Source organism: Vibrio marisflavi CECT 7928 (assembly GCF_921294215.1).
In the GTDB taxonomy this organism is placed as follows: domain Bacteria; phylum Pseudomonadota; class Gammaproteobacteria; order Enterobacterales; family Vibrionaceae; genus Vibrio; species Vibrio marisflavi.
The window spans coordinates 1,289,724-1,311,526 of the sequence record NZ_CAKLDM010000001.1 but is presented as its reverse complement, the minus strand read 5'-3'; the positions used below and the strand labels follow the sequence as shown (position 1 = coordinate 1,311,526).

The following is a 21,803-nucleotide window of genomic DNA, read 5'->3' as shown; positions in this document are numbered from 1 at the left end:
TTGCCCGATGCTAACGGGGATGAGTCAGTTTAGTGCCTGTTTTAGTTAGCTTAAATAGGTACTATTTTTCTAGGCAGAGCTGATTTCGTCCATTGGCCTTTGCTTGATAGAGCGCTTTGTCAGCTCGGTAAAATGTTTTCTGCGTGTTTTCGCCAGAGATATGCTCGGTGACGCCAATGCTGACTGTCAATCCGCGCTCGCCTAGAATATCTTGCCAATGAAATTGATAAATTCGTTCTCGGTACTCTTCTCCTTCAGCAACGGCTTTCTTCAAGCTCACATTCTCTAAAATGATCAAGAACTCTTCTCCACCAAACCGAATACAAGAAGCGTTACGTGAGCGAAAGTGTAGAGACAATTCATGTGATACCGCCACAATTGCTTTGTCACCTACAAGGTGACTGAGCTCATCGTTAATTGACTTGAAATGGTCGATATCGATGACGAGTAGAATAAATGGTGTGTCGTGCAGCAAAAGATCTTTTAGCTTCACATCTAACCAGCGGCGATTGTGTAAACCAGTCAGAGGATCAGTAAAGACATCTTGTTGGAGCTGCGCTACTTCAGTTTTTTGTGTCTCAGTTGTCTCTTTCAGCTCACGATTTTCTATCTCTGATAGGATGAGCTTTAGTTGCAGCTCGTACCGAGACAATCGTCTGAGTTGTGTCGCTCCAAGGTCGCCAATTGGAATATTTCGAATTAAAGCGATTTCTGTTTGATATCCCTTTTCTTCGTAATGTAGGGCTTGTTGATAGCTGTCTAGTTGTTCGTAGAGGTAGCTAAGAGAAGCACTTAACGTTTTCTGTAGAACCGGAGAATCAACGCTGTCGATCTTTTTACTGACGTTGTTCATCAGTAGTTTCGCAACTTGTACTTTGTTTATTTGGTACAGGCTGAGGGCAATCTCCATTTGAAGCAGGCTAGCGATGTTATTCGTTTCGCCTTCGTGGACGTTTTTTCTCGCTTCAGCCAGAGACAGTAGAGATTTGCGATATTCTTTCTCGTGGCGATACAAGCGGGCTTGTAGTATACACACTCGTACAGACAAGCTTTTATTGCTAATAAGTATGCTCAAGTCAATACATTCGAGAAGAAGTTGCTTTGCTAGTTTGGTTTTCTTTAGTTCTATGTAACAAGATAGCTGATAGATTTTGTATTTTAGGCGCAATGTCCGGCTTTTTATTGCATGGTCGATGCCATCAATCTTTTGGTAGTAGCTCAAAGCTCGGGAATAGTCTCCGTAGAAAAAGCACAAATTGCCCATTCCCATCACTGCTTGTACATATTGGTCTATGAAACCTTTTTCGACAGCAATAATGGAGCTGGAAATATACTCATTTAAAGCTAGCTGATAATTTCCTTGTTCGACGAAAGCTTTGCTAAGCCAATGCTTTACAAACAGAACAAACTCAGTGTTATCTGGCTGCTCGAGAAGATTTAACGCCAACAACAATTCTTCAATTGTTTCCTGATGCTGTTTTAATTCGTGTCGATATTTTGCGCTGATTGCGTAGCAAAGAGCTCTTTCTGAAGGCGTAGTGACAATGTGATTGCGTACATGTTCCCAGAATGAAACTGCATCTTCGCCGTCGACGGAAGTTGCATCAAGCCCGGAATCAGAAACCTTTTCAAGCAAGGTATCCATTTGTAGTTGCATCAATGGGTAACTCCTCCAGCTGTTCAAGGGTAAATGGGAACGTCAATATGTTTTGTAATGACAAGGAGGGCAGCTCTCCATATAGTCCTTTTCTTGCCCATGGGTGAAGTTCGATCATTTTGGATAGAACTTTGAATATCTCTTGTGCCTCTGGTTCTTTCTCAGACAATAATAGTCCAATTCGCTCTTTACCAAGCAGCGATAGAAAGTCATGAGGACCGCACAGGCAATGTGCCAATTCAGCACAAATCGTTAGGTAATTTGGATCTGGGTGACGTATCAATAGGATTGAGTGCTTTGAATGTCTAAGCTCTGTTTTGAACAAGATAAGCTGTTCCCACCAAAACGTTTCGGACACCATTTGATTGAATCGCCTTTCTGGATCGTACTCGTGCTGTTCACGAATCCTGTGGGTGAGCTGTCTCGCTTTTTGAGCAAATTTGTTTTTGGATTCAATAGCTGTATCAAGACTTGCCCTTGAGGTTTGTTCTTTGGCAATTGCGACGGAGTATTTTCTATAGGTTTTAAAGGCTTTTAAAGAGGCTTGGTAATCTTGGCGATTTTTTGCGACTTGAGATTGCTGGAAGTAGATTTGTGAAAGTAGCTCGTTGTCTTTGAAAGTTTTTGCAGTTGACTCTGCACAACCAAGCATTTCCGCTGCTTTATCTGGTTGGTTTTCTAACAGTGCTATTTGAGCGAGGTTGACAAACGATCGCGCCATTATCCAAACTAAATTGTGCTTTCTGGCTAACTCATGTGCATTGGCAGCAGCAACTTTTGCATCTTTACTTCTCTCTAAAGCGAGTAAAGCAAGGCTTCTAAAGTCCCAAACTTCCGCTTGCCAAGTGGTATCTGGAGCTGCACTTAATACTTCCTCTGCGCCATCTAACACACTGAGCATTTCGACGTAGTTTTCTAGTAAGTAAAAGTCCCAGCTGAGTAAAATTCTTGCTTTCCCTTCGAGACTTTCAAAGCGCATATTATTGGATACGGTGACAGCCAGCTCATGAGTAGATTTGGCTAGTTGGTACTCTTGCGTTATTCGCCACACATTGCCAAGGCCAATTAAACATTCAACTTGAATTTCAACATCACCAGTTAGCGAAGAATGTTCTAAGGCACTGACCCAATATTTTTGAGCTGAATAGTACTTTGCTTGCCCCCAGTAGTGTAGTGCGTGAATATGAAGGATTTCTGAACGATAGTCGTCGGTATCTAAGGAGTTAAGCTCGGAGTTGGCTCTTTTTATGTATTTCAGACCATTGCGATAATCCATCAAACACCAAGCGCAACGTGCCATGATCATCAAGCTTAGTATTGAACCTTCGGGAAACCTTAAGCGCAAAGAGTGGTCAACATACTGTTGAGCTAGTTCAAGTACTGCTTCTGGCTCAGTTCCAATCCGAGCCTTCAGTCTTTGAATTTCAGCTTCAAGTAGATGCCTCTTTTTATCCAAATTAGAAGTCCTTTCGCTAGGTCTGCATCCATTACTAGCGTCGATAGACTTCTAGAGTCAAACCAGCGCTAATTGTTCATATTAATTATATTCACGGATTGACCAATTCGTTTTGGTACTTGAAGTATAAAGAAGAAGTAGCTCACAGTATTAGTAATTGTATCAATTGAACTTATAGTAAAAGTTCGTGTAGTGTGAGGGGGCGCTCTGAAATCTGTAAGCGTTGTGCAGCCGTTAAACCAGTTTTATCTTGATAGCATAGGTTGTGCCATGCACGGAAAATATCCAATAGCGGAAGTATCCCTGCAGGTCTAAACTTGCGGCGCGGCTCGTCAATGAAAGAGCGAAAAAGAAGCTGGAATCTATCTTGATAAAAATGGGCTTTTTCAACGGAAGCTTTTTTAAACCAAGGTTCCGGTGTCGGACGATCTCCTGCTAGGTAGCAAATACCTTTAGAAACGAAGCTCATATCCCTTTCTTCGTTGTTAGTTTGGCTAGCTATGGCCCATCTATCACGCCACCAACCCATATGGGTAATATCGATTTTATAGAATTCTTCACTATTGTCCCAGTTTCTCTCTTCTTCGACGTAAAGCAAATCGATATTCTTTTGTCGAATTCTATCGACATTGACTGTAATTGCTGCAGAGCGAAGAAATGGATCTTGTGGCATATAAATGGTGACTCTACTTTGCTCATTGCACAAGTTATTGACATGTAAGTAGTGTGCATATGACGTGTACTGAGCACGAATCAATGTGCCTTTGGTTGGATAGTTTAAATATGCGAAATCAGCAATAGGATCTTCCACATTATTGCGTGACAAAATTAGTTTGTATTGGTTGTCGATATACTCACGGAAGTGCGCTGGCTTTTTTTTGCTAGTTTTTGACGGCTTGCCCGAAGGCGTATAGTTGATCGGTAGCAGCCTAGCATCATCTTGGTATGGGTTGTGATCAGGAATACCCGTTGGAGGGGTATCGAGAGAATAGTTTACATTTTGGCAGAGAATATACCCGCTATTCACCTCACCTGTGGCTATCCATAAAACCCCATTGTCGCTATTTGGCTGTAGAGCTCTGTAGTGTGAGCACAATTCAAAACTATTTGCGCTGCTTGTCCAAAGAGTGTCGAAGTATGCAAGTTTTCGCCTGCAACGGCTGGCGATCTGTCTTAAATGATCGTAAAACGTTTTCGGGTTTATATCGAGCTTACGACATATCTCGCGCACCGAATAACCGGTAAACAGTAGTCCTAAAAGCGCTTCTTGAAAGCTGCATTTTTTATTTTCGCCTGACCATTTGTCAACAAAGGTCGAATGACAGGATTTACAGCGATATCTTTGTCTGTCGCCACTAAAGCCGAATGATTGGTAGAGGTGCTTATGTAGCTGGACCGAAAGGCCACAGTTTTCGCACTTCTCGTTTTTGCAGGTAGGTAAGCCATCGCTGTGTTGATTGCGAAGTCGCCTCAACTCGTTGATGACATCTAAGTTATTAAGTAAGGGGGGAAAAGCGCCGCAGTTACGGCAAACCATAGTTGGGCGGCTCGGGTCAGAATGTTGCAAAATATAGTGTTTTGCATCACTTAATCCAAAATTGTCACACGCCAATGTTTTACAAAAATTGAGTTGTAACCCGTCTGCTTCCTCTGGTAGCCCTTCGTTTGGCACTAGTTCACCCCTTTATAAAAAGTTTGCCTTCGCAATGACATTGCGAAGGCAATACACAATTACATGTTAATGGCGGTTTCTAGCGCTACAGTCATCATTTCGTTGAACGATTTTTGACGTTTCTCCGAGCTAAGGTTTTCACCGCTTACGATGTGGTCAGATACTGTTAGAATTGTCAGTGCTTTAGCACCCAACTCTGCAGCCACACCGTAGATACCTGCAGCTTCCATGTCCACGCCAAGCATACCAAGTTTTTCCATTCTTTCATAAATTTCTGGCTGTGGGTGGTAGAAAATATCTGTAGAGAAAACATTACCTACTTTTACTGACACTTCTTGCTTTCTTGCTTGCTCTACAGCAGTTTCTAGCAATTCATAATCAGCGATAGCTGAGAAATCGTGGTCCATGAAACGCATGCGGTTTGCTTTAGAGTCTGTAGATGCACCCATTGCGATTACAACATCCATCAATTTAACGTCTTTACGAACGGCGCCACAGCTACCAACACGAATAACGTTTTTTACACCGTACTCAGCAATCAACTCGTGTACGTAGATGCAGCAAGAAGGGATACCCATGCCATGGCCCATAACGGACACTTTCTTACCTTTGTAAGTGCCTGTGTAACCGAACATGTTGCGAACGTCACAGACTTGTTTAACGTCTTCTAAAAATGTTTCCGCGATGTATTTTGCACGTAATGGGTCGCCTGGCATAAGAACAGTTTCGGCAAAGTCACCCATTTGGGCATTAATATGAGGGGTAGTCATAGCGTAGAACTCCAATAAAAGACTAATATTTGGCGATATACCGTCACTCTAAAACAGAACATGTCTGATCAGCGCGAGCATATCACCACAAATGTTGATCATGTTGCGATGATTTGAGGGAATACTATTAATAAATTACCCATCACCCAACGATTGATGTCACATTATGTTGAGAATTTCAGACAATTTTAGCACCATATAACCAAATATGTTGAACTCTTTCCCCCAGCCGATGAAAAAGTGCTCTCTGTTTGATCCTATCTAGGCAGCAAACTGTATATCAACATTAAGACGTTTCGATTAGTGGGTTTAAACAGGGAGAGAATAATGAGTGAGAAAGATAAGGCCTTAGTTGGTATCAGCGCTTGTGTTTTGGGCAACAAAGTCAGATTTGATTCTGGTCACAAGAAGAATAAGTTTGTTGTGAACGAATTGGGGCAGCATTTTTCCTTCTTACCCATTTGCCCCGAGGTTGCTATTGGAATGACAGTTCCTAGGCCAACTATTCGCCTTGTACAGAGTGATAACGAGATAGTTTTGGTCGAGAGTAAAGATAGTAGTAAGGATTACACTGGCGCGATGGCACGGTATTCAAAAGAGACAGCATCGCAGCTCTCACAGAAAAAACTCTGTGGTTATGTAGTATGTGCCAACTCGCCAACTTGTGGTATGGAACGAGTAAAAGTTTACAAGGAAAACAGTGCCCGAAAAGAAGGTGTTGGTCTGTATACGTCCAATTTAATGGAAGCAATGCCATGGCTACCGATCGAAGAGGATGGTCGGTTGAATGATCCTGCATTAAAGGAGAACTTCGTCAATAGAGTGTTTAGTTTGCATGACTTTTACTGCTCAATGGGCGAAGAACCGACAGTTAGGAAGATAATTGAGTTTCACTCACGATATAAGCTGACACTAATGGCACACCACCCAGAAGCGTACAAAGAAATGGGGCGGTTGGTAGCAGATGTAAAATCGTATCCGATTGATAAGTTCTTCACCATTTACCGACTGGCATTGATGAAAGCTTTGCAGCAGCAAGCAAGTCGAAAAAATAATACTAATGTCTTAATGCATGTAAGAGGTTACTTTAAGCGCTCCTTAAGCAAAACCCAAAAGCAGGAAATAGGTCGTCTTATTGAGGATTATAGAAAAGGGGAGTTACCGTTAGTCGCGCCTTTGGTGTTATTGAAACACTACTTGTCTTCATATCCGAATGATTACCTCTCGAGCCAAGCGTATTTTGATCCTTATCCACAAGAATTGAGGTTAAGGTATGGGCTATAAAAGTTACTGAATGGTGTATTGAATTGTTCATCCTTATGGATAAGCTCAGGAGGCTATATCCATAAGGAATTTTTGATATGGCTTTGCTAGTCAACAAGAGTTGCTTTAGTTTCGATGTTCTCTGGCAAAGAAATGTTCCACTTTTCAAGCTGAGTTTTGCTAAACAGTAGTCTACCTTTCTCCGCTGTAACGGGAATCAAATTTCCTTTTGTGTCACCTTCTAATATTTTTTTAGCGATTTGACCTGCAGCCTCTCCTTGTGCCTCACCGAACAAAACAAAGCCACCAATCGCTTTCTTCTTTCCAACTGCTACGTTCCAAAAACCATATAGTGGAATAGGTGTATTCTCTGAGGTCCATTCAGCCACGGATTCATAGCCCACAAAACCGTCTCCGGATTCAGCTTTTATTCTGTGCATCATAGACATTATTAGAATCGTATTTTCTTGGTTTGAAAGTTTGCCTACTTCTTCTTTCCAAGTATCAAAATTGCTGATCAGGTTTACATGAACTTTTACGCCATTGAATATATTAGTTTCTTTGCCGTTGAAAACATCCAGAAAAATGATTTCTGAGGTCGGGCTTTTATCGAAAAGAATTCTAATCTGCTCTAAATTCTTGTTGATCTTTTTGAGGTATAAAATTGAACGCTTTAAGAGTGGCCTTTCCAAAACTCCATCAACGTACTTGAGCTTGCCGACATTTTTTCCATCAAAGTAGTTTCTCGGATTGCTATTTATACCGTAGAACACAGTATAAACTTGATTGTCATTGAGCTTCTTGCCAAGTAGCCTGAGAGCGTTGTCGTCACCCAAGAAAACAATCGCGGGTTTGAGTTCTTTTACTTTCTCGAAAGCGATATCTGCTCGAGATTGGAATTCTTCTCGCGGTATCCTTTTCGTGTCCATATCATATATATGGTACTCATACTCGTCCCCCAATACCTCTTGGATCTTGTTTGAGGCACCGCTCACCCAATCGAGATCTGAGTGATAGCTGTTAATAATTAATATCTTATCCGTCGCATAGCCATAGAAGGGGATTGTTGCAATTACTAGTAGCACGAAGCGAAGCATTACTTGCCTTGTCATAGTCGCCTCCATCCTTAGAGAAAAACTACATTAAGAATAGTGGCAAATACTTTGTTCTACAAAGGCTGGGAAGAGATATACATTAGAGTAAAGGGGCTAATAATAAGCCCCTTTGGTATCGGTATTATGCTGCTGATATTGCGGGTTTTGACACCAGCTTCTTGACGCCTTTTACTACAAAGCTTAAGGCCAAAAATGCTGATGCTGTGGTAACAATGGTCGCTCCAGAAGGCAGGTTTGTGTAGAAGGACACGATCAATCCCACTAAAGTAAATACCAAACACCACAAAATACTGTGGACCATCATCGCGGCGGTTGATTTTACATATTGAGAGGCAAGGTATGCTGGCATCGTCAATAGGGCAATGACCATGATAATACCCACTACTTGAACCATGACCACACTGGTAATAGCGACAAGCACAAGCAAGGATAGGTATATTTGCTTAATCTTCACCCCTTTACTTTGTGCAAACTCGGAGTCAAATGCCATTAATACTAGTGATCGGTAGTTGTATATGGTGTAGCAGACAACAATCGCGGTGATAGCGAACATTAGATAAATCGTATCGATAGGAACAGTCAGAATACTACCGAATAGGTAACTAGCTAGATTCGCCCCATAGCCTGGTGTGAGAGCCATAAGAATGACACCTAGAGCCATGCCAAATGACCATATCAAGCCAACAAAAATTTCTATGTGTTCGTTCTTTTTCAGGCTTATTACACCTAGCAACAGAGCATTTAAGCTTGTAAAAGCGAGTGTTGCAGGCATGATTGTTGAGCTGCCTGTGAAGATAGCAAGTCCAACGCCACCATATGCAGTGTGAACAACGCCACCGGATAGAAACACTAGGCGATTTACCACAACTAATACGCCAATAATACCCGCAGATATACTGACTAGCAGCGCCGCCATTAGAGCATGCTGGATGAAATTGTATTGGAGTAATTCAATCATGAATGTTCCTCGCAATGGTCAGTCTCACACTGAGTAATGGCGTGATTATGTATATGAAGGTGGTGGCAATTCATTCCGTAGAGGTGGTCAAGCATATCAGGGGTAAGCTCAGCGGATTCTTGCATACGCATTGTCTGATTTAGCCCAAATACACGAGTAATATTGTGGCTTAAAATACTTAAATCATGACTGACAACTAATACGGCAATGTCTTCTGGCAACTTCGCTAACACCTGGAAAAAGCAAGCGGTCATGTTTGGGTCCACATTGCTGGTCGGTTCATCTAAGATGAGTAGTCTTGGATGTCCCATAAGTGCTCTTGCAACAAGTACACGTTGGCGCTGCCCGCCGGAAAGCTCGGAGAACATTCTGTCTTGAATATGTTCAATTTCCAGCACTTCCACGACCTCTTTGAGCCATTCTTTCAGTGCTTTTTTGTCTTTGAGTTGAGCTTTCGTTGCGCCCATTAAAATCACGTCATTCACGCGAATGGGTAAAATAGGCTTTACGTGATGTTGCTGAGGAACGTAGCCAACCAAATCAGGCGATTTGCCTGGGCGACGATCAAATAAGTTGATATTTCCTTGATAGCCTTTTTCTAGGCCTAAAAGCAGTTTTACTAAGGTGGTTTTTCCGCCCCCGTTGGGGCCAAGAAGGGCGCACCTGTCGCCCTTCTTAAGTTTGAAACTGACGTCCTTTAGTACCAAGTTTCCTTTGTACGCAAAGCTCAGGCCTTGGACGTCGACAATACTTTCCATTTTATCTCATTAATTATTAGTTACATCGCAGCAGCTTTAAAAGCTTTAGCAATAGAGACAAGGTTTTGTCCCCAATCTTCTGCTAGAGGATCGATAGCGACAACTTTACCACCGATTTCATTCGCGATCACCTTCGCTTGCTGTTTAGAGAATTGTGGCTCAATAAACACAACTTTAATGTGCTCTTTCTTAGCAGTATCAATCAGATGCTTTAGGCGTTTTGCGCTTGCTTCTTTGCCTTCTTGTTCAATTGGGAATTGACGTAGACCATAGTCAGCAGCGAAGTAACCCCATGCTGGGTGGAATGTCATAAACTGGTTGTCTTTCGCTGGGATTTTTGCAGCAATTTTAATTACTTCTTCATCGATAGAGTTGATTTTCTTAGCGAATTTCAAGTAGTTCTCACGGTAGTATTGTGCGTGAGCTGGGTCAGCTTTAGTTAGAGCATCACGGATGTTCATCGCTTGGATACGAACTAGCGCAGGTGACAACCAAATGTGTGGGTCTTTAATTCCAGAGTGGTTGTGCATGTGGTGACCGTGGTCATCAAACTCCATTGGCATTTTTTCAATACCTTTTTGAGTCTTAACAATAGTCATTTTAGGGTTTGCACTGTGGAATCTTTCTAGCCAAGTTGTTTCAAAAGGTACACCAACAGCGAAATATAGTTTGCTTTCATGAAGCTTAGTCACTTGAAGTGGTGTTGGGTCGTAGTCTTCTGGCTCAGCTCCTGGTGGAACCATCACGTTAACGTCTACATACTTGCCGCCGATTTCGTTGACGAAGTATTTTTGTGGCACGATGCTTACAGTCACTTGCATAGGCTGCGCTTTAGCAAAAGACTGAAAAGCAACTAGGCTGAGCAATGCAGCAAGCAAAGCGAAAGGTGAAAACCGAAGTTTCATGAGTTTCTCCATATTTATCGTTAACGCTTAATTCTGAAAAGCGTGCGTATTGAAATTTGCGTGAATGTTATAACATAACAATAGCATTGAAAATCACTTTTTGTGTCTAACAACCTTATTTAAGGTCAAAGCACTGTTAAGAGGCAGTAAATAAGCAGTTACGGTTGGTCTGGTATAGGAACAGTTGATTATTGGGGGAAATTAACGCTAACCTTACAATAACCAAAAGGAATTAGTGGGTGAGGCAGTATCAGATGTGGAGCAGGTTGGTAAGAGTGGTTGCAATTGTATTCTTAACTATACCGACGACGGTAGCACTAGCAGCAACTTATCAATTCCCAATAGAAGGGAGTCAAATTGTTGGGAGAATTCAATATCATGTTGTTAAAAAAGGCGAAAGTTTAGCGGGCATTGCCAAGCAATATGATGTGGGCTTTTTGTCATTAATGGCTGCTAATAAGGGCGTGGATCCTTTTTTACCTAAGCCCGGATATGTTCTCACCATACCGACAAGAATTATTTTGCCCAACGTGCCTAGAGAAGGCGTAGTCATCAACCTTGCTGAGCTTAGGCTTTACTACTTTGAGCCTGACAAGCAAATTGTACATATCTTTCCAGTGGGAATTGGTCGCATAGGTCGGGATACACCAGAGATGGAAACGACAATTAGCCAAAAGAGAGCCAACCCTACCTGGACGCCTCCAGAGTCCATTCGTAAAGAGTACTTAGCAAAAGGCGTTACATTGCCCAAGATAGTACCATCTGGGCCAGATAACCCTCTTGGAGACTATGCTCTTCGCTTAGCCTATGGTGTTGGAGATTATTTGATACACGGTACAAACAAGAATTTTGGTATTGGCCTTCGTGTTAGTTCTGGGTGTATCCGCATGGAGCCTAAAGACATTAAATGGCTTTTTGATCATTCAGTAGTTGGAGAGAAAGTGACAATTATTGATGAGCCAGTAAAAATGACTTTAGAACCTGATAGAAGTGTGTTTGTTGAGGCTCATGAGCCTTTAACGCGCAGTGATGGAAGCAAGAAGATCCTCCGTATACCACAAGAGCTGCGTTGGTGGTTAGATGAGTTTCATATCTCGGATGATAAGGTTAAAGCAGTAATTCTTGCTCAAAATGGTGTGCCTGTAGAAGTTGCTAATCCTGAGCTAAGCCAAAAATTATAAATTAGGCTAAAAAGTAAGGCCAAATGTCGGGGTACATTTGGCCTTTTTTCATACAGAAATCGTGGAGCAATTTCTTGGGTAATAACCCTATTATGAAAATATGTGTAATGAGTAGAGTAGTGGATCGATATAATGCTGCAGCAAGATTAGTGATGCCAACCCGCTAATTACCACCCAGATTAAGCCGAATCTAAAGCTGACTAGCGTACAGATTATCGCAGCCATTACTTTTGGGTTTTCCATGTTGAACGCAAAGTTTGCGCCTTTTCCTAGAATGCCTACAGCGATGATAGCTGGTAATACAGTCACAGGAACAAATCTCAATGTCTTTTTAAATCTCTCAGACATTGTGAATCTGCCAGCCAAGCCGATGATGGCAAAGCGAATGACGAAGGTTGCTAACGCCATTGATAGTGATAGTAAAATCACATAGTGGCTGCTCAATGAAAAATGTGCGGTAGTATCCATAATGAATCTCTCTTAAATTTGTTTAATTCGTTCGTTGATGCACTAGGACCAGATTAGCTTGCGCATAGTGAGTTTGGTTCTACGCAAGGCTCTTCACTCTTTGGGCTTGCAACTCTCTGTTCAACTTTGCTTGGCTTTGCTTCTTCGACTAGCTGTGTTTCTTCAGCTTCTTTAGTTTGTTTAATTTGCTCTGCCTCAGTAGCAAGATCCATTCTGTAGCCAGCGTATACACCAGTTGCAGCGGCAATAACGTATGCTAGCGAGTAAGGTAAGTTTGCTAGTAGGATTGCTGTTACAGTTGCAACAACAGCAGCAACGATACATTCGCGGCTTTTCACTTGCGGTATTACTATCGCAATAAATGCAGCGATCATGGCGAAATCTAACCCGTAATTCGCGATTTCAGGGAACGAAGCACCAATCCAAGCGCCTAGGAAGTCAGCGAGAACCCAGCTTCCCCAGAAAGTGAACATTGCACCCAGATAAAACCAATGACGGTTCTTCTCTTGTTTCTTCATTTCACCAATAGTGCTCGCAAATACTTCGTCAGTCAGGCCATAAGCCATCAACGCTCGCATCCAAATTGGATAGTCTTTCATGTGTTCAGATTGCGCAGCACTATAAAGAATATGTCTTAAGTTGATAATAAAAGTCGTCAACATGATGACTAGCATGGCCGCAGAAGCTTGGACTAGCCCCAAGGCAACCATTTGTGCAGAGCCTGCAAACACCGTTAAAGACCACATGGTACTTTGAAAAACGCTCATACCTGCATGAACGCTGATGGTTCCAACTATAAAAGAGAAAGGAAAATTTCCTACGCATAAAGGAAAGATCGCTTTCATACCAGATAGGGCTAATTGTTGTTTTTTCATATGATGCCTACATGTGCATAAAATAAAATATATTTGCAAAAATTATACAAATCATTCGTCTGATGACTTTTCGTGACTAAATATATTCATGAACAATTGCACTTTCAAAACTTTTTGATCAAAAAAATGGGAACTAAATCGGTTTTATAAGTCTATATAGTTGATATTTAAGATTATAAATATTCGTTTCAAAAACAAAAAATTATAATGCCATTTGTGAAATGCAAAAATATTTGCATGTGTGTGGTGTTTGGTGGTTAAAATAGTTTTGCAAAATTCAACAACCAAGAGACATAGACAATGAAAAGTGTGATTACTTCAGAGAAGGCTCCAAAAGCAATCGGTCCATACGCTCACGCGAATCGTTTTGAAGGATTGATCTTTACTTCTGGCCAACTACCAGTAGACCCGAGCACATCAAGTATCGTGGAAGGCGGTATCACAGCGCAGTCTTATATGGCACTGGAAAACCTGAAATCAGTACTTGAAGCTGGTGAGGGTGATTTGACGACAGTACTGAAGACAACTTGTTACCTGTCAGACATTGCTGATTTTGCTGCATTCAACGAAGTATACAAAGAATTCTTCGGTGCAGACTTCCCTGCTCGCAGCTGTTTTGCAGTTAAGCAATTGCCTTTGGGCGCGTTGGTAGAAATTGAAGCAATCGCATTTCGCAAATAAATAATTAGTACCCGAATTATCCAATACCTCTCAACTTCGATGGTTCGGGTACTACTCAATTAAAATAAAAAGAGGGCCAATGATGAATACGCAATGGCAGCAGTACCAAGATATTTTGAATTCCGTAGTGAAACCAGCACTAGGCTGTACAGAGCCAATTGCTGCGGCTTATGCTTCTTCTGTAGCTGCGGAGCTACTAGGTGAAAAGCCTGAAGAGCTACGAGTACAGGTGTCTGATAACTTGTATAAAAACTCTATGGGAGTTTATGTTCCAGGTACGGGTGAAATTGGACTACCGATTGCTGCTGCAGTAGGCGCCATTGGTGGTAACCCTGATGCTGGACTGGAAGTTCTAGCTCAAATCAATCAAGAGCAAGTGAAAGAAGCAGACGCTTTTATCCAAGCAAAAAAAGTACACGTTAAGCGTAAACAAGTAGAAGAGTTTATCTACTGCCGAGTTGAAGCAACGGCGGGTTCAAAATGCGCAGTTGTCGAGATCAGCGGCGGCCATACTCAAATCATTAAGAAAGAGTTGAATGGTGAAGTTGTATTCTCGCAAGACGCACAAACAGCGAAATCTACGGGCAATATCTGCGATGGTGTTGATATTAGCGTAGAGAAAATCTACGACTATGCTCTAAATGCCGAATTTGAAGACATTAAGTTCATTCTTAAAGCTGCTGAGCTGAATGAAGCGCTATCTCAAGAAGGTCTGAACAATATTTACGGTTTGCAAGTTGGTCGTGCAATTAGTCAAAGCGTAGCAAGCGGCCTTTTAGGTGACGGTCTTGCAAATAACATTGTTATGCGTACGGCTGCAGCGTCGGATGCTCGTATGGGCGGTGCGACACTCCCAGCAATGAGTAACTTTGGTAGCGGTAACCAAGGTATTGCGGCGACTATGCCAGTAGTTGTGGCAGCAGAACACTTTAAATCAAGTGAAGAACAACTAGCTCGCGCTCTTATCCTAAGTCACTTAGGAGCGATCTACATTAAGTCTCACTATCCTCCGTTGTCAGCATTTTGTGGTAACACAGTGACAAGTGCAGCGACGTCAATGGCAATGGTTTATTTAGCTGGTGGTAGCTTTGCTCAAGCATGTGCTGCAATTCAAAACGTATTGAGTGACTGCTCTGGTATGATTTGTGACGGTGCAAAATCAACATGTGCGATGAAAGTGAAAACGTCTACAAACGCAGCTGTAGTAGGTTTCATCATGGCAATGAGAGACAGTGAAGCGAAAGAGCAAGGTATCGTTGCAACGACAGTAGAACAAAGCATATCTAATATCGGTAAAATGGTTTCAGCGGGTATGACTCGAACTGATGAGACGATTATTGATATTATGGCAGCATAGTTTTGTGTTATGGTCTCAACCATCCTAGGATGGTTGAGACTAAAAATTAGAGGTGATACGTGTACGAACTAACTGATTCTGATTTGGAAATATTAGAAGCAATTAAAAATGTTGTAGATGGAATCGCCGCGATGTGGGGGGAACATACCGAAGTTCTATTGCATAGCTTGGATACGAACAACCCTTCTGTCATCAAAATTCAAAATGGTCATATCACTGGTAGAGATGTCGGTGCGCCGATCACCAACATTGCGATAGAGAAGCTTAATCAAGGGAAGGATGTATCCGAGGCCTATATTACTCGAAGCCCTGATGGGAAAACCCTTCGTTCTGTTACTACTGTTATTCGCAATCGATATAACCAGCCTATTGGGTTACTCTGCATTAACTCAAATCTAGACGCACCCTTTCAGTCCTTAGTGCGTTCATTAATTCCAGAATATACTGCTGCTCCAGCAAATGTGACTAACGAGCTGTTTGCCCGTAGCAATGAAGAAATGTTGTTGCAAACAATTGAAGGTGTGCAAACGGAAGTACTGGAAGATCCAACTATACCACCGTCGAAAAGAAGTCGAGAGATTGTCGAAAAGCTTTATGAGCAAGGGTTGTTTGAGTTAAAAGACAGCGCTCAAATTGCAGCTAAAGGCCTCGATATTTCTATTCACACTATTTATCGTCACCTACGAATGCTTAAAGGTACAGAAGCCTGCTAGCAAACGCTACCATCGCGAAGCGGTTTATATAATTCAGGCTTTTTCTCAAGTGAACCTGCACTGAATCTATCTTCCGTTAGGCCAATTTACAATATTATTTCAGAGCTTCTCCCTGAAATATTGAATTATTATAAAAGAGAGCTGGAGGTCGAAAGTGGCCTCAAAAACATCGTGTTGGAATATGATCTAGGTCGAGGGAAGAAAGATACATTTTATTTGTTATTCAAGGAGGACAAGGGTACTCCGCTAAGTTCTTACTTTGGTATGTTTCATAGCCTTTGCCTTTATTTTTATAAAACGTTTGACCAAGGTCAGCTAGAGTTTTTCTTTATATCGGAACTTATTAAAGGCATAGAAGCTCAAGAATAAAGTAGGCAGTATTTTCTCCTTTTGATGTTTTGAAAAATCGGCTTTCTTTTACGCCTATACAATTAGATTATCTAAAACTTATTGAGCTAGAAATAGACTCAAAAACATTTCCAGAATAACCAACCAATCCGCACGGTCGAAGCTGCCATAGTAGATTTGAAACATAAATTTATGGTGAAGTCTAAATCACACTTATAATGTTATTTAAAACTTCATTATATTATCGAAGTGAATCTACACATTAACGCGGTTTGTCGTGAACATTCATTAACGTGGTGCGATTTGAAGCGGCAAGCGGGTAAATGGGGTATCAGAAAGTGATTAGGTGAGCCTATCGAACATAGGCCCACTGCAGTAATTGTTATTTCGTGTAGGATTGAGCAATGTTGTTGATTCTTTCGTTTGCACGAGATGCTTCTTCTTGAGCAGATTGAGATGCTGTTTGATTCTTTTGAACCTCAGAGGACAACGCATCAACTTTTTGGCTTAATTCATCAACTTTGTTTGTTAAAGCGTCTACTTTAGACGCTGTTTCTGTATCTGTTGTCGCACAACCAGCGAGTAGAAGTACAGAAGAAGCTGCAGCTGCCAGAATGATTTTGTTCATATACTGTTCCTTTGTATTAACTAAGTATCAAAAGTCGCCCTACACATTCTTCGTTATATAGTGACGAAATAAAGTGTAGACACTATCCTACAAATGACCCACCTTTGAAAAGGCAAAATACCTTAAGTATTCAGTTCATTCCTCGAATAATTGATTGAAGTCTCATTGCTGCGATGAAATAAGCTCTTAAAGACTTATAACGCTAGCTTTTGAATTACGTACTGAAAACTGCCTCTAGAGCTTCATCGTGGCATTATTTAGCTCTTTAGACTTTGGCCTTCTTTGGTCAATTGTTGTATCATGCGCTGTTTTTTATTTATCTCTGATTTTCCGAAGTCGAAAAGATTGGACATGTTAGAGTGAAACTTTGTTACCGGAGTATCTTTTGCAATTTAAAGAGTTAGGTTTAGACAACCGCTTATTAAAAAATCTCAATCACTATGCCTTTAGTAAGGCCACTGACATTCAGCAACAAGCGATTCCTGTTGCGATTGCTGGAAAAGATTTACTTGCCTCATCAAAAACTGGATCAGGTAAGACGTTGGCGTTTGTTCTACCGATGCTTCATAAATCTTTAAAGAGCAAGGCTTTTTCGGCAAAAGATCCTCGTGGCTTAATATTAGCCCCAACGCGCGAGCTAGCTAAACAAGTTTATGGTGAGCTCCGTACCATGCTTGGTGGACTATCTTATGATGCAGCGTTGATTGTCGGTGGTGAAAACTTTAACGATCAGGTTAAAGCGTTGAGACGTTATCCAAGGTTTATCGTTGCGACACCGGGACGATTAGCCGACCATCTTGAACATCGTTCTTTGTACCTTGATGGCCTAGAAACATTGATCTTGGATGAAGCTGATAGAATGCTGGATCTTGGCTTTGAGGCAGAGCTCAGAAAAATTCATAAATTGGCTCATCATCGCCGCAGACAGACATTGATGTTCTCTGCCACCCTTGATCATGCAGAAGTGAATGGTATTGCTTCTGATATGCTTGACTCGCCGAAACGAATCGCGATAGGTGTTTCGAATCAAGAACATAAAGACATTACGCAAAAGTTTTATCTATGCGATCACCTTGATCACAAAGAAGCGCTGTTAGAGCGAGTGTTGCAGGAAGCGGAATATCGTCAGGTAATAATTTTTACTGCAACAAGAGACGATACTGATCGACTCACTGACAAGTTAAACAAGCAAGGGCTAAAAGCCGTCGCGCTGAGCGGTAACCTCAACCAAGGTCAGCGTAACACGATCATGAGCCAATTCGAGCGAGGAGTATATAAAATTCTCGTTACTACCGATGTTGCGTCTCGCGGGCTAGACATTGCGAATGTAACTCACGTGATTAACTTTGATATGCCTAAACACACTGAGGAATATGTTCACCGTGTTGGACGTACTGGGCGTGCAGGCAACAAAGGGGATGCAGTTTCACTTGTTGGCCCTAAAGACTGGGCGAGCTTCAAACGCGTAGAAACCTATCTTCAGCAAGATCTGTCTTTTAGTGTCTTCGACGATCTTAAAGGCAAATTTAAAGGCATTAAACCTAAGAAACCTCACTTTAAAAAGAAAAGCTCTGCTAGCCAACAAAATAAGAAGGCTAAGGCACCACAGAAAAGCAGAAAGCCAGTTAAACGTGATAAGAGTTTCCACCAAAATGTTTCAGTGGGAGATGCAGTATTTATCCCTAAGAAAAAAGTGGCACCTAAACAAGACGATGAGTAAACATCTGTTCTTGAAGGCTAATTAGTTAAAGTGGTGAGTAGATAGCGGTGTCCTTTTGGGACACCGTTTTTGATCATACACACCGCAAAGCAATAGTGTCGATTTTTCGTCTAGACTTAATACAGTTGGCTAAATTGTATATCGGCTTTGTATACGCTATTAGGGAGAGCCATACAATGAGGCTAGTTTTTTGTGCGTTGTTTTTTGTCGCGAGTTTCGTTAAGGCTGAAACTTTTGTTGCTCACTGCAGGGATCGACCGCCAGAGCTTGTTCCAACCAACCCAGGCTGTTCAGGACCAATCGCAGAAATTATTGAAACCGCTGTTGGGAAGCTTGGACACGAAGTGGAGTGGCATCTGGTACCTTGGATCAGAACAATTAAAATTGCCGAATATGGCGATGTAGATATTATTCCTCGCCACTCAATGAACGACAAACGTAGTGAGTTTCTATATCCCGCCACATATGGCTACGAGACTTGCAATGTTTATTATATGGTGAACAGTGATTCGCAGATCAAAATCGAACGCTTCGAAGATCTTGTCGGACTAATTGTTGGCGCTAGGCGAGGCAGCTTTTACTCGAAAACATTCAATGAATCGACCGAGCTGACCAAGCGATTTTATAATTCCGATGAACAATTGCTTCTGCTCCTCAAAGCTCAGAGAATTGATGTCGCTATCGTGTCGTCAGGACAAAATGAAGAGACGTATCGCAATGAGCCTATAATTCACCAAGTGAAGTATATTGATACGTTTTACAATGGTCGCCATATCAGCATCCCGAAAAAATCTCCGATGGCAAAATATCAGGCTGAATTTATACAGATCATTGATGAGATGCGAACAAGTGGAGAGGTCAACGCGATATTCCAGAAGTACAACGTTCCTCCCCCAGTTCAGTATAAAGAATAAGGCTCTCAGCGATCAGAGCTAACGCAGCATACTCGAATAAATTTGCAGGCCGCGTTCAGTTAGTGAGTACACTCTCCCTTGCTCTTTTTCAACAAGCCCGCAATTGACCAGTTGCTTCAGATGGAAGTTGAATTTGGTATGATCTTCGATACCGACAATCCGGCACAAGTCCATAAATTTGAGTTTGCGATGCGCCTTTAGTTGTTTGACCACCATACGTCGTATTGGATTTGAAAGTGCGTTAAAAATTAAGTCGTCACTTCTTTCATCAATCGGTGCTTTTGGCGCGCGCTCCGCGTATACACGCTTTAGCGTGATAGAAAGTGTTGGCAGATTAAATGGCTTGGTTAAGAATTCATCAGCGCCTTTTTTCATTGCGTCAACGGCGACGTCGACCGTAGCAAACGCTGTGGTTATCACAATGCCGATATTGGGGTGCAAGCGCCGTAAACTGGTCAACGCTTCAACCCCAGTCATTCCAGACATCACGACATCAAACAAAGCGATATCAAAATGAGCGTTTGCAGCAGCATCGAGTGCATCTTCGGCATTGGTATAAGCCGAGACTTCAAATGACTCCAGCGTAAGAGCTTCGACGAGCACTTCCCTGAGTTGCTTGTCATCTTCAGCTAAAAGTAATTTGAGCGTCATTATATTTTCCTTGGTATTTGAATTTCAGCTGTTAAGCCATCACCATCTTCATTGTTGAAAAGGTTAAGTGTGCCGCCATGTTGCGTGATAATTTGTTTGCTTAGGGCTAACCCCATTCCAGTACCTTCACCTTTGGGTTTTGTTGTGAAAAATGGTTGTGTCGCCTTTTCTATCAAACTTATTGGCATTCCGCTACCAAGATCGATCACTCTCACAATGGCATTTAGCTTATCTTGATAGCCGACTATACGTATGTAGTTCTTGTTTTGGCTCGCGTCGATCGCATTAGTGATGAGGTTACTTAGTACTTGTTCGAGTAGCCCTTTGTCTGCCATAACTTGCAAGTCTCGCGATACAACCTTGTCGACTTTAAAGCCACTTAGTCGATAGTGATTGAGAGCTAATGCTGATTCTATAACTTCATGTAGCAAAACAGACTCACGTTCAATAGGTTTGTAATGTGCGTAGCTTAGAACTTCTTGGCTAATTTCAGCAGCGCGAGCTAAACCATAACGGATGCGATCTATTTGCCTTTGGTGATCTTCATTGTCTGGTAACTGTTTCGATAGCAGATCACAGCTCATCATAGCGCTGCTAATCGGCGTTTTAATTTCGTGGGCTACAGCAGAAGTAAGTTCGCCTAATTCTTTTAGCTTGGCATCTTGATGTGACTGATGAAGTGTGGCTTTTTTTTGTTTGTCTTTTTCTATGTCGAATATTCTCAGGGCGTGCCACAACGTGACTAGTAACGCGGTAGCAAATATCGTTCTTAGAACCAAAACCCATAACCCTAAATCAGTGGTAAAAAGACCTGTAGAGATGCCGTAGCCGATAAAAGCAATACTGGTGAGTTTAAAGGGAATGGATGAACCATAGCCATCTTGCTCCAGAGAACTGGCGAAGTTATAGAGTGCGCAGCCAGCCAGTAAGCTTGCTCCAAGACTGAATACCAGCCGTATCTGCATTTCAGTATTATGAACAAAAAAGGCGTAGTTTTCATGGTCGTGTCGCCAAAACAAATTGGTGACGAATATGATCAGGACGACTAAAACAGCAAGTCTTATCCACGATTTATTCTGCCAGTCTGTAATTTCCAATACCCGCCAAGCAAAAATTCCTAGGACGATGTACGAGAGCCACAGCTTGAGAAGTTTGAAAACAGTGAGTGCAGCGGAAGAGGCGAACTCATGTTGGTAAATAATTAAGTAAAGTTCAGACCATTCGTGGATGCCATGAATCAAACCAAACGCAGCCAAGAGAGGTAAAGTTGGTGCTAATCGGATCTGACTTTCATGTAAGTCTCTGAACAGTATGCAAAAGAATATGGCAAAAAACATCAGGCCATAAATGAGGTAAATTTTGAAGATAAGTAGCATATCCATACGCAAATTCTAATTGACAGTTTGTTCAACATCAACGCCGCTCATCATTTTTGTAATCATATAATCGAATATTACAATGAGTGCATATAATAAGTTAGCTTGATAAAAATCCGATTTTTGTGAATTTTATTTATCATGTTTTATGTTCATCTGATAATTCTTATTCACTACTAGTGTGATTTAGCTCATTCTTCATAAATCTGTCACATTGAATTTCTAATCTCCGTTTCGTCAGCTGATGAACCTCATCTGACACACATAGAAAAGGCATTCTTTTCTTTAGTTTTACTTGAACACTAAAACTAATTTCGGTCTATCGGAATCATTCTAA

Annotated in this window: 20 protein-coding genes; 7 read left to right on the top strand and 13 right to left on the bottom strand. The window is 41.7% G+C overall.

Features of this window, described 5'->3' with window-relative positions; genetic code table 11:
* Positions 1 to 61: 61 nt before the first annotated feature.
* The 4 genes from L7A31_RS05840 to deoD all read right to left on the bottom strand — a co-directional run bounded on the left by L7A31_RS05840 (position 62) and on the right by deoD (position 5,555).
* Positions 62 to 1,645 (bottom strand): GGDEF domain-containing protein, encoded by a 1,584-nt coding sequence (locus tag L7A31_RS05840; RefSeq protein ID WP_237360764.1) that lies wholly within the window; start codon positions 1,643 to 1,645, stop codon positions 62 to 64.
* Positions 1,629 to 3,113, bottom strand: a complete 1,485-nt coding sequence (locus L7A31_RS05835) for a tetratricopeptide repeat protein (protein ID WP_237360554.1) — start codon at positions 3,111 to 3,113, stop codon at positions 1,629 to 1,631. Before L7A31_RS05835 ends, L7A31_RS05840 begins: the two co-directional genes overlap by 17 nt.
* A gap of 172 nt (positions 3,114 to 3,285) precedes the next feature.
* A complete protein-coding gene (locus L7A31_RS05830) occupies positions 3,286 to 4,785 on the bottom strand; it encodes a lactate dehydrogenase (RefSeq protein WP_237360553.1) in 1,500 nt (499 codons plus the stop codon).
* Between the two features lie 59 nt (positions 4,786 to 4,844).
* The gene (gene deoD, locus L7A31_RS05825) at positions 4,845 to 5,555 is read right to left on the bottom strand and encodes a purine-nucleoside phosphorylase (RefSeq protein ID WP_237360552.1); all 711 of its coding nucleotides are present in this window, start codon (positions 5,553 to 5,555) and stop codon (positions 4,845 to 4,847) included.
* A gap of 327 nt (positions 5,556 to 5,882) precedes the next feature.
* Between deoD and L7A31_RS05820 the strand changes: the two genes are divergently transcribed.
* Positions 5,883 to 6,839: a YbgA family protein gene (locus L7A31_RS05820; RefSeq protein WP_237360551.1), complete on the top strand. Its 957-nt coding sequence runs from the start codon at positions 5,883 to 5,885 to the stop codon at positions 6,837 to 6,839.
* Positions 6,840 to 6,925: 86 nt separating this feature from the next.
* Here the strand turns inward: L7A31_RS05820 and L7A31_RS05815 are convergent, their stop codons facing one another.
* From L7A31_RS05815 to L7A31_RS05800, 4 genes are all read right to left on the bottom strand, one after another.
* Entirely contained in the window at positions 6,926 to 7,930 is a 1,005-nt protein-coding gene (locus tag L7A31_RS05815; protein ID WP_237360550.1) for an ABC transporter substrate-binding protein, read from the bottom strand.
* A gap of 124 nt (positions 7,931 to 8,054) precedes the next feature.
* Positions 8,055 to 8,891, bottom strand: coding sequence for a metal ABC transporter permease (locus L7A31_RS05810; protein WP_237360549.1), 837 nt, complete (start codon positions 8,889 to 8,891; stop codon positions 8,055 to 8,057).
* Positions 8,888 to 9,649, bottom strand: a complete 762-nt coding sequence (locus L7A31_RS05805) for a metal ABC transporter ATP-binding protein (RefSeq protein WP_237360548.1) — start codon at positions 9,647 to 9,649, stop codon at positions 8,888 to 8,890. The genes L7A31_RS05810 and L7A31_RS05805 overlap by 4 nt, the downstream gene beginning before the upstream one ends.
* A 20-nt stretch (positions 9,650 to 9,669) precedes the next feature.
* The gene (locus L7A31_RS05800; protein ID WP_237360547.1) at positions 9,670 to 10,554 is read right to left on the bottom strand and encodes a metal ABC transporter solute-binding protein, Zn/Mn family; all 885 of its coding nucleotides are present in this window, start codon (positions 10,552 to 10,554) and stop codon (positions 9,670 to 9,672) included.
* A gap of 254 nt (positions 10,555 to 10,808) precedes the next feature.
* Between L7A31_RS05800 and L7A31_RS05795 the strand changes: the two genes are divergently transcribed.
* Positions 10,809 to 11,735: a L,D-transpeptidase family protein gene (locus L7A31_RS05795; protein ID WP_237360546.1), complete on the top strand. Its 927-nt coding sequence runs from the start codon at positions 10,809 to 10,811 to the stop codon at positions 11,733 to 11,735.
* Between the two features lie 90 nt (positions 11,736 to 11,825).
* On the opposite strand, the gene L7A31_RS05790 is transcribed toward L7A31_RS05795, so the two are convergent.
* Entirely contained in the window at positions 11,826 to 12,203 is a 378-nt protein-coding gene (locus L7A31_RS05790) for an AzlD domain-containing protein (RefSeq protein WP_237360545.1), read from the bottom strand.
* 53 nt (positions 12,204 to 12,256) lie between these two features.
* Positions 12,257 to 13,078 carry an AzlC family ABC transporter permease gene (locus L7A31_RS05785; RefSeq protein WP_237360544.1) on the bottom strand — a complete coding sequence of 274 codons (822 nt, stop codon included), beginning with the start codon at positions 13,076 to 13,078 and terminating at the stop codon, positions 12,257 to 12,259.
* Positions 13,079 to 13,378: 300 nt separating this feature from the next.
* Between L7A31_RS05785 and L7A31_RS05780 the strand changes: the two genes are divergently transcribed.
* The 3 genes from L7A31_RS05780 (at position 13,379) to L7A31_RS05770 (ending at position 15,829) form a co-directional block, all read left to right on the top strand.
* Entirely contained in the window at positions 13,379 to 13,759 is a 381-nt protein-coding gene (locus tag L7A31_RS05780; RefSeq protein WP_237360543.1) for a RidA family protein, read from the top strand.
* An 82-nt stretch (positions 13,760 to 13,841) separates the two neighbouring features.
* The gene (locus tag L7A31_RS05775) at positions 13,842 to 15,116 is read left to right on the top strand and encodes an L-cysteine desulfidase family protein (protein ID WP_237360763.1); all 1,275 of its coding nucleotides are present in this window, start codon (positions 13,842 to 13,844) and stop codon (positions 15,114 to 15,116) included.
* A 59-nt stretch (positions 15,117 to 15,175) separates the two neighbouring features.
* Positions 15,176 to 15,829 (top strand): helix-turn-helix transcriptional regulator, encoded by a 654-nt coding sequence (locus L7A31_RS05770; protein WP_237360542.1) that lies wholly within the window; start codon positions 15,176 to 15,178, stop codon positions 15,827 to 15,829.
* A gap of 730 nt (positions 15,830 to 16,559) precedes the next feature.
* Here the strand turns inward: L7A31_RS05770 and L7A31_RS05765 are convergent.
* The gene (locus L7A31_RS05765; protein WP_237360541.1) at positions 16,560 to 16,805 is read right to left on the bottom strand and encodes an Lpp/OprI family alanine-zipper lipoprotein; all 246 of its coding nucleotides are present in this window, start codon (positions 16,803 to 16,805) and stop codon (positions 16,560 to 16,562) included.
* A gap of 385 nt (positions 16,806 to 17,190) precedes the next feature.
* On the opposite strand from L7A31_RS05765, the gene L7A31_RS05760 reads away from it, so the two are divergent.
* Both L7A31_RS05760 and L7A31_RS05755 read left to right on the top strand, forming a co-directional pair.
* Positions 17,191 to 18,525, top strand: a complete 1,335-nt coding sequence (locus L7A31_RS05760) for a DEAD/DEAH box helicase (RefSeq protein WP_237360540.1) — start codon at positions 17,191 to 17,193, stop codon at positions 18,523 to 18,525.
* A gap of 176 nt (positions 18,526 to 18,701) precedes the next feature.
* The gene (locus L7A31_RS05755) at positions 18,702 to 19,439 is read left to right on the top strand and encodes a substrate-binding periplasmic protein (RefSeq protein ID WP_237360539.1); all 738 of its coding nucleotides are present in this window, start codon (positions 18,702 to 18,704) and stop codon (positions 19,437 to 19,439) included.
* A gap of 18 nt (positions 19,440 to 19,457) precedes the next feature.
* Here the strand turns inward: L7A31_RS05755 and L7A31_RS05750 are convergent, their stop codons facing one another.
* Both L7A31_RS05750 and L7A31_RS05745 read right to left on the bottom strand, forming a co-directional pair.
* Positions 19,458 to 20,090 (bottom strand): response regulator, encoded by a 633-nt coding sequence (locus L7A31_RS05750; RefSeq protein ID WP_237360538.1) that lies wholly within the window; start codon positions 20,088 to 20,090, stop codon positions 19,458 to 19,460.
* Entirely contained in the window at positions 20,090 to 21,472 is a 1,383-nt protein-coding gene (locus L7A31_RS05745) for a sensor histidine kinase (protein ID WP_237360537.1), read from the bottom strand. The genes L7A31_RS05750 and L7A31_RS05745 overlap by 1 nt, the downstream gene beginning before the upstream one ends.
* Positions 21,473 to 21,803: the final 331 nt, after the last annotated feature.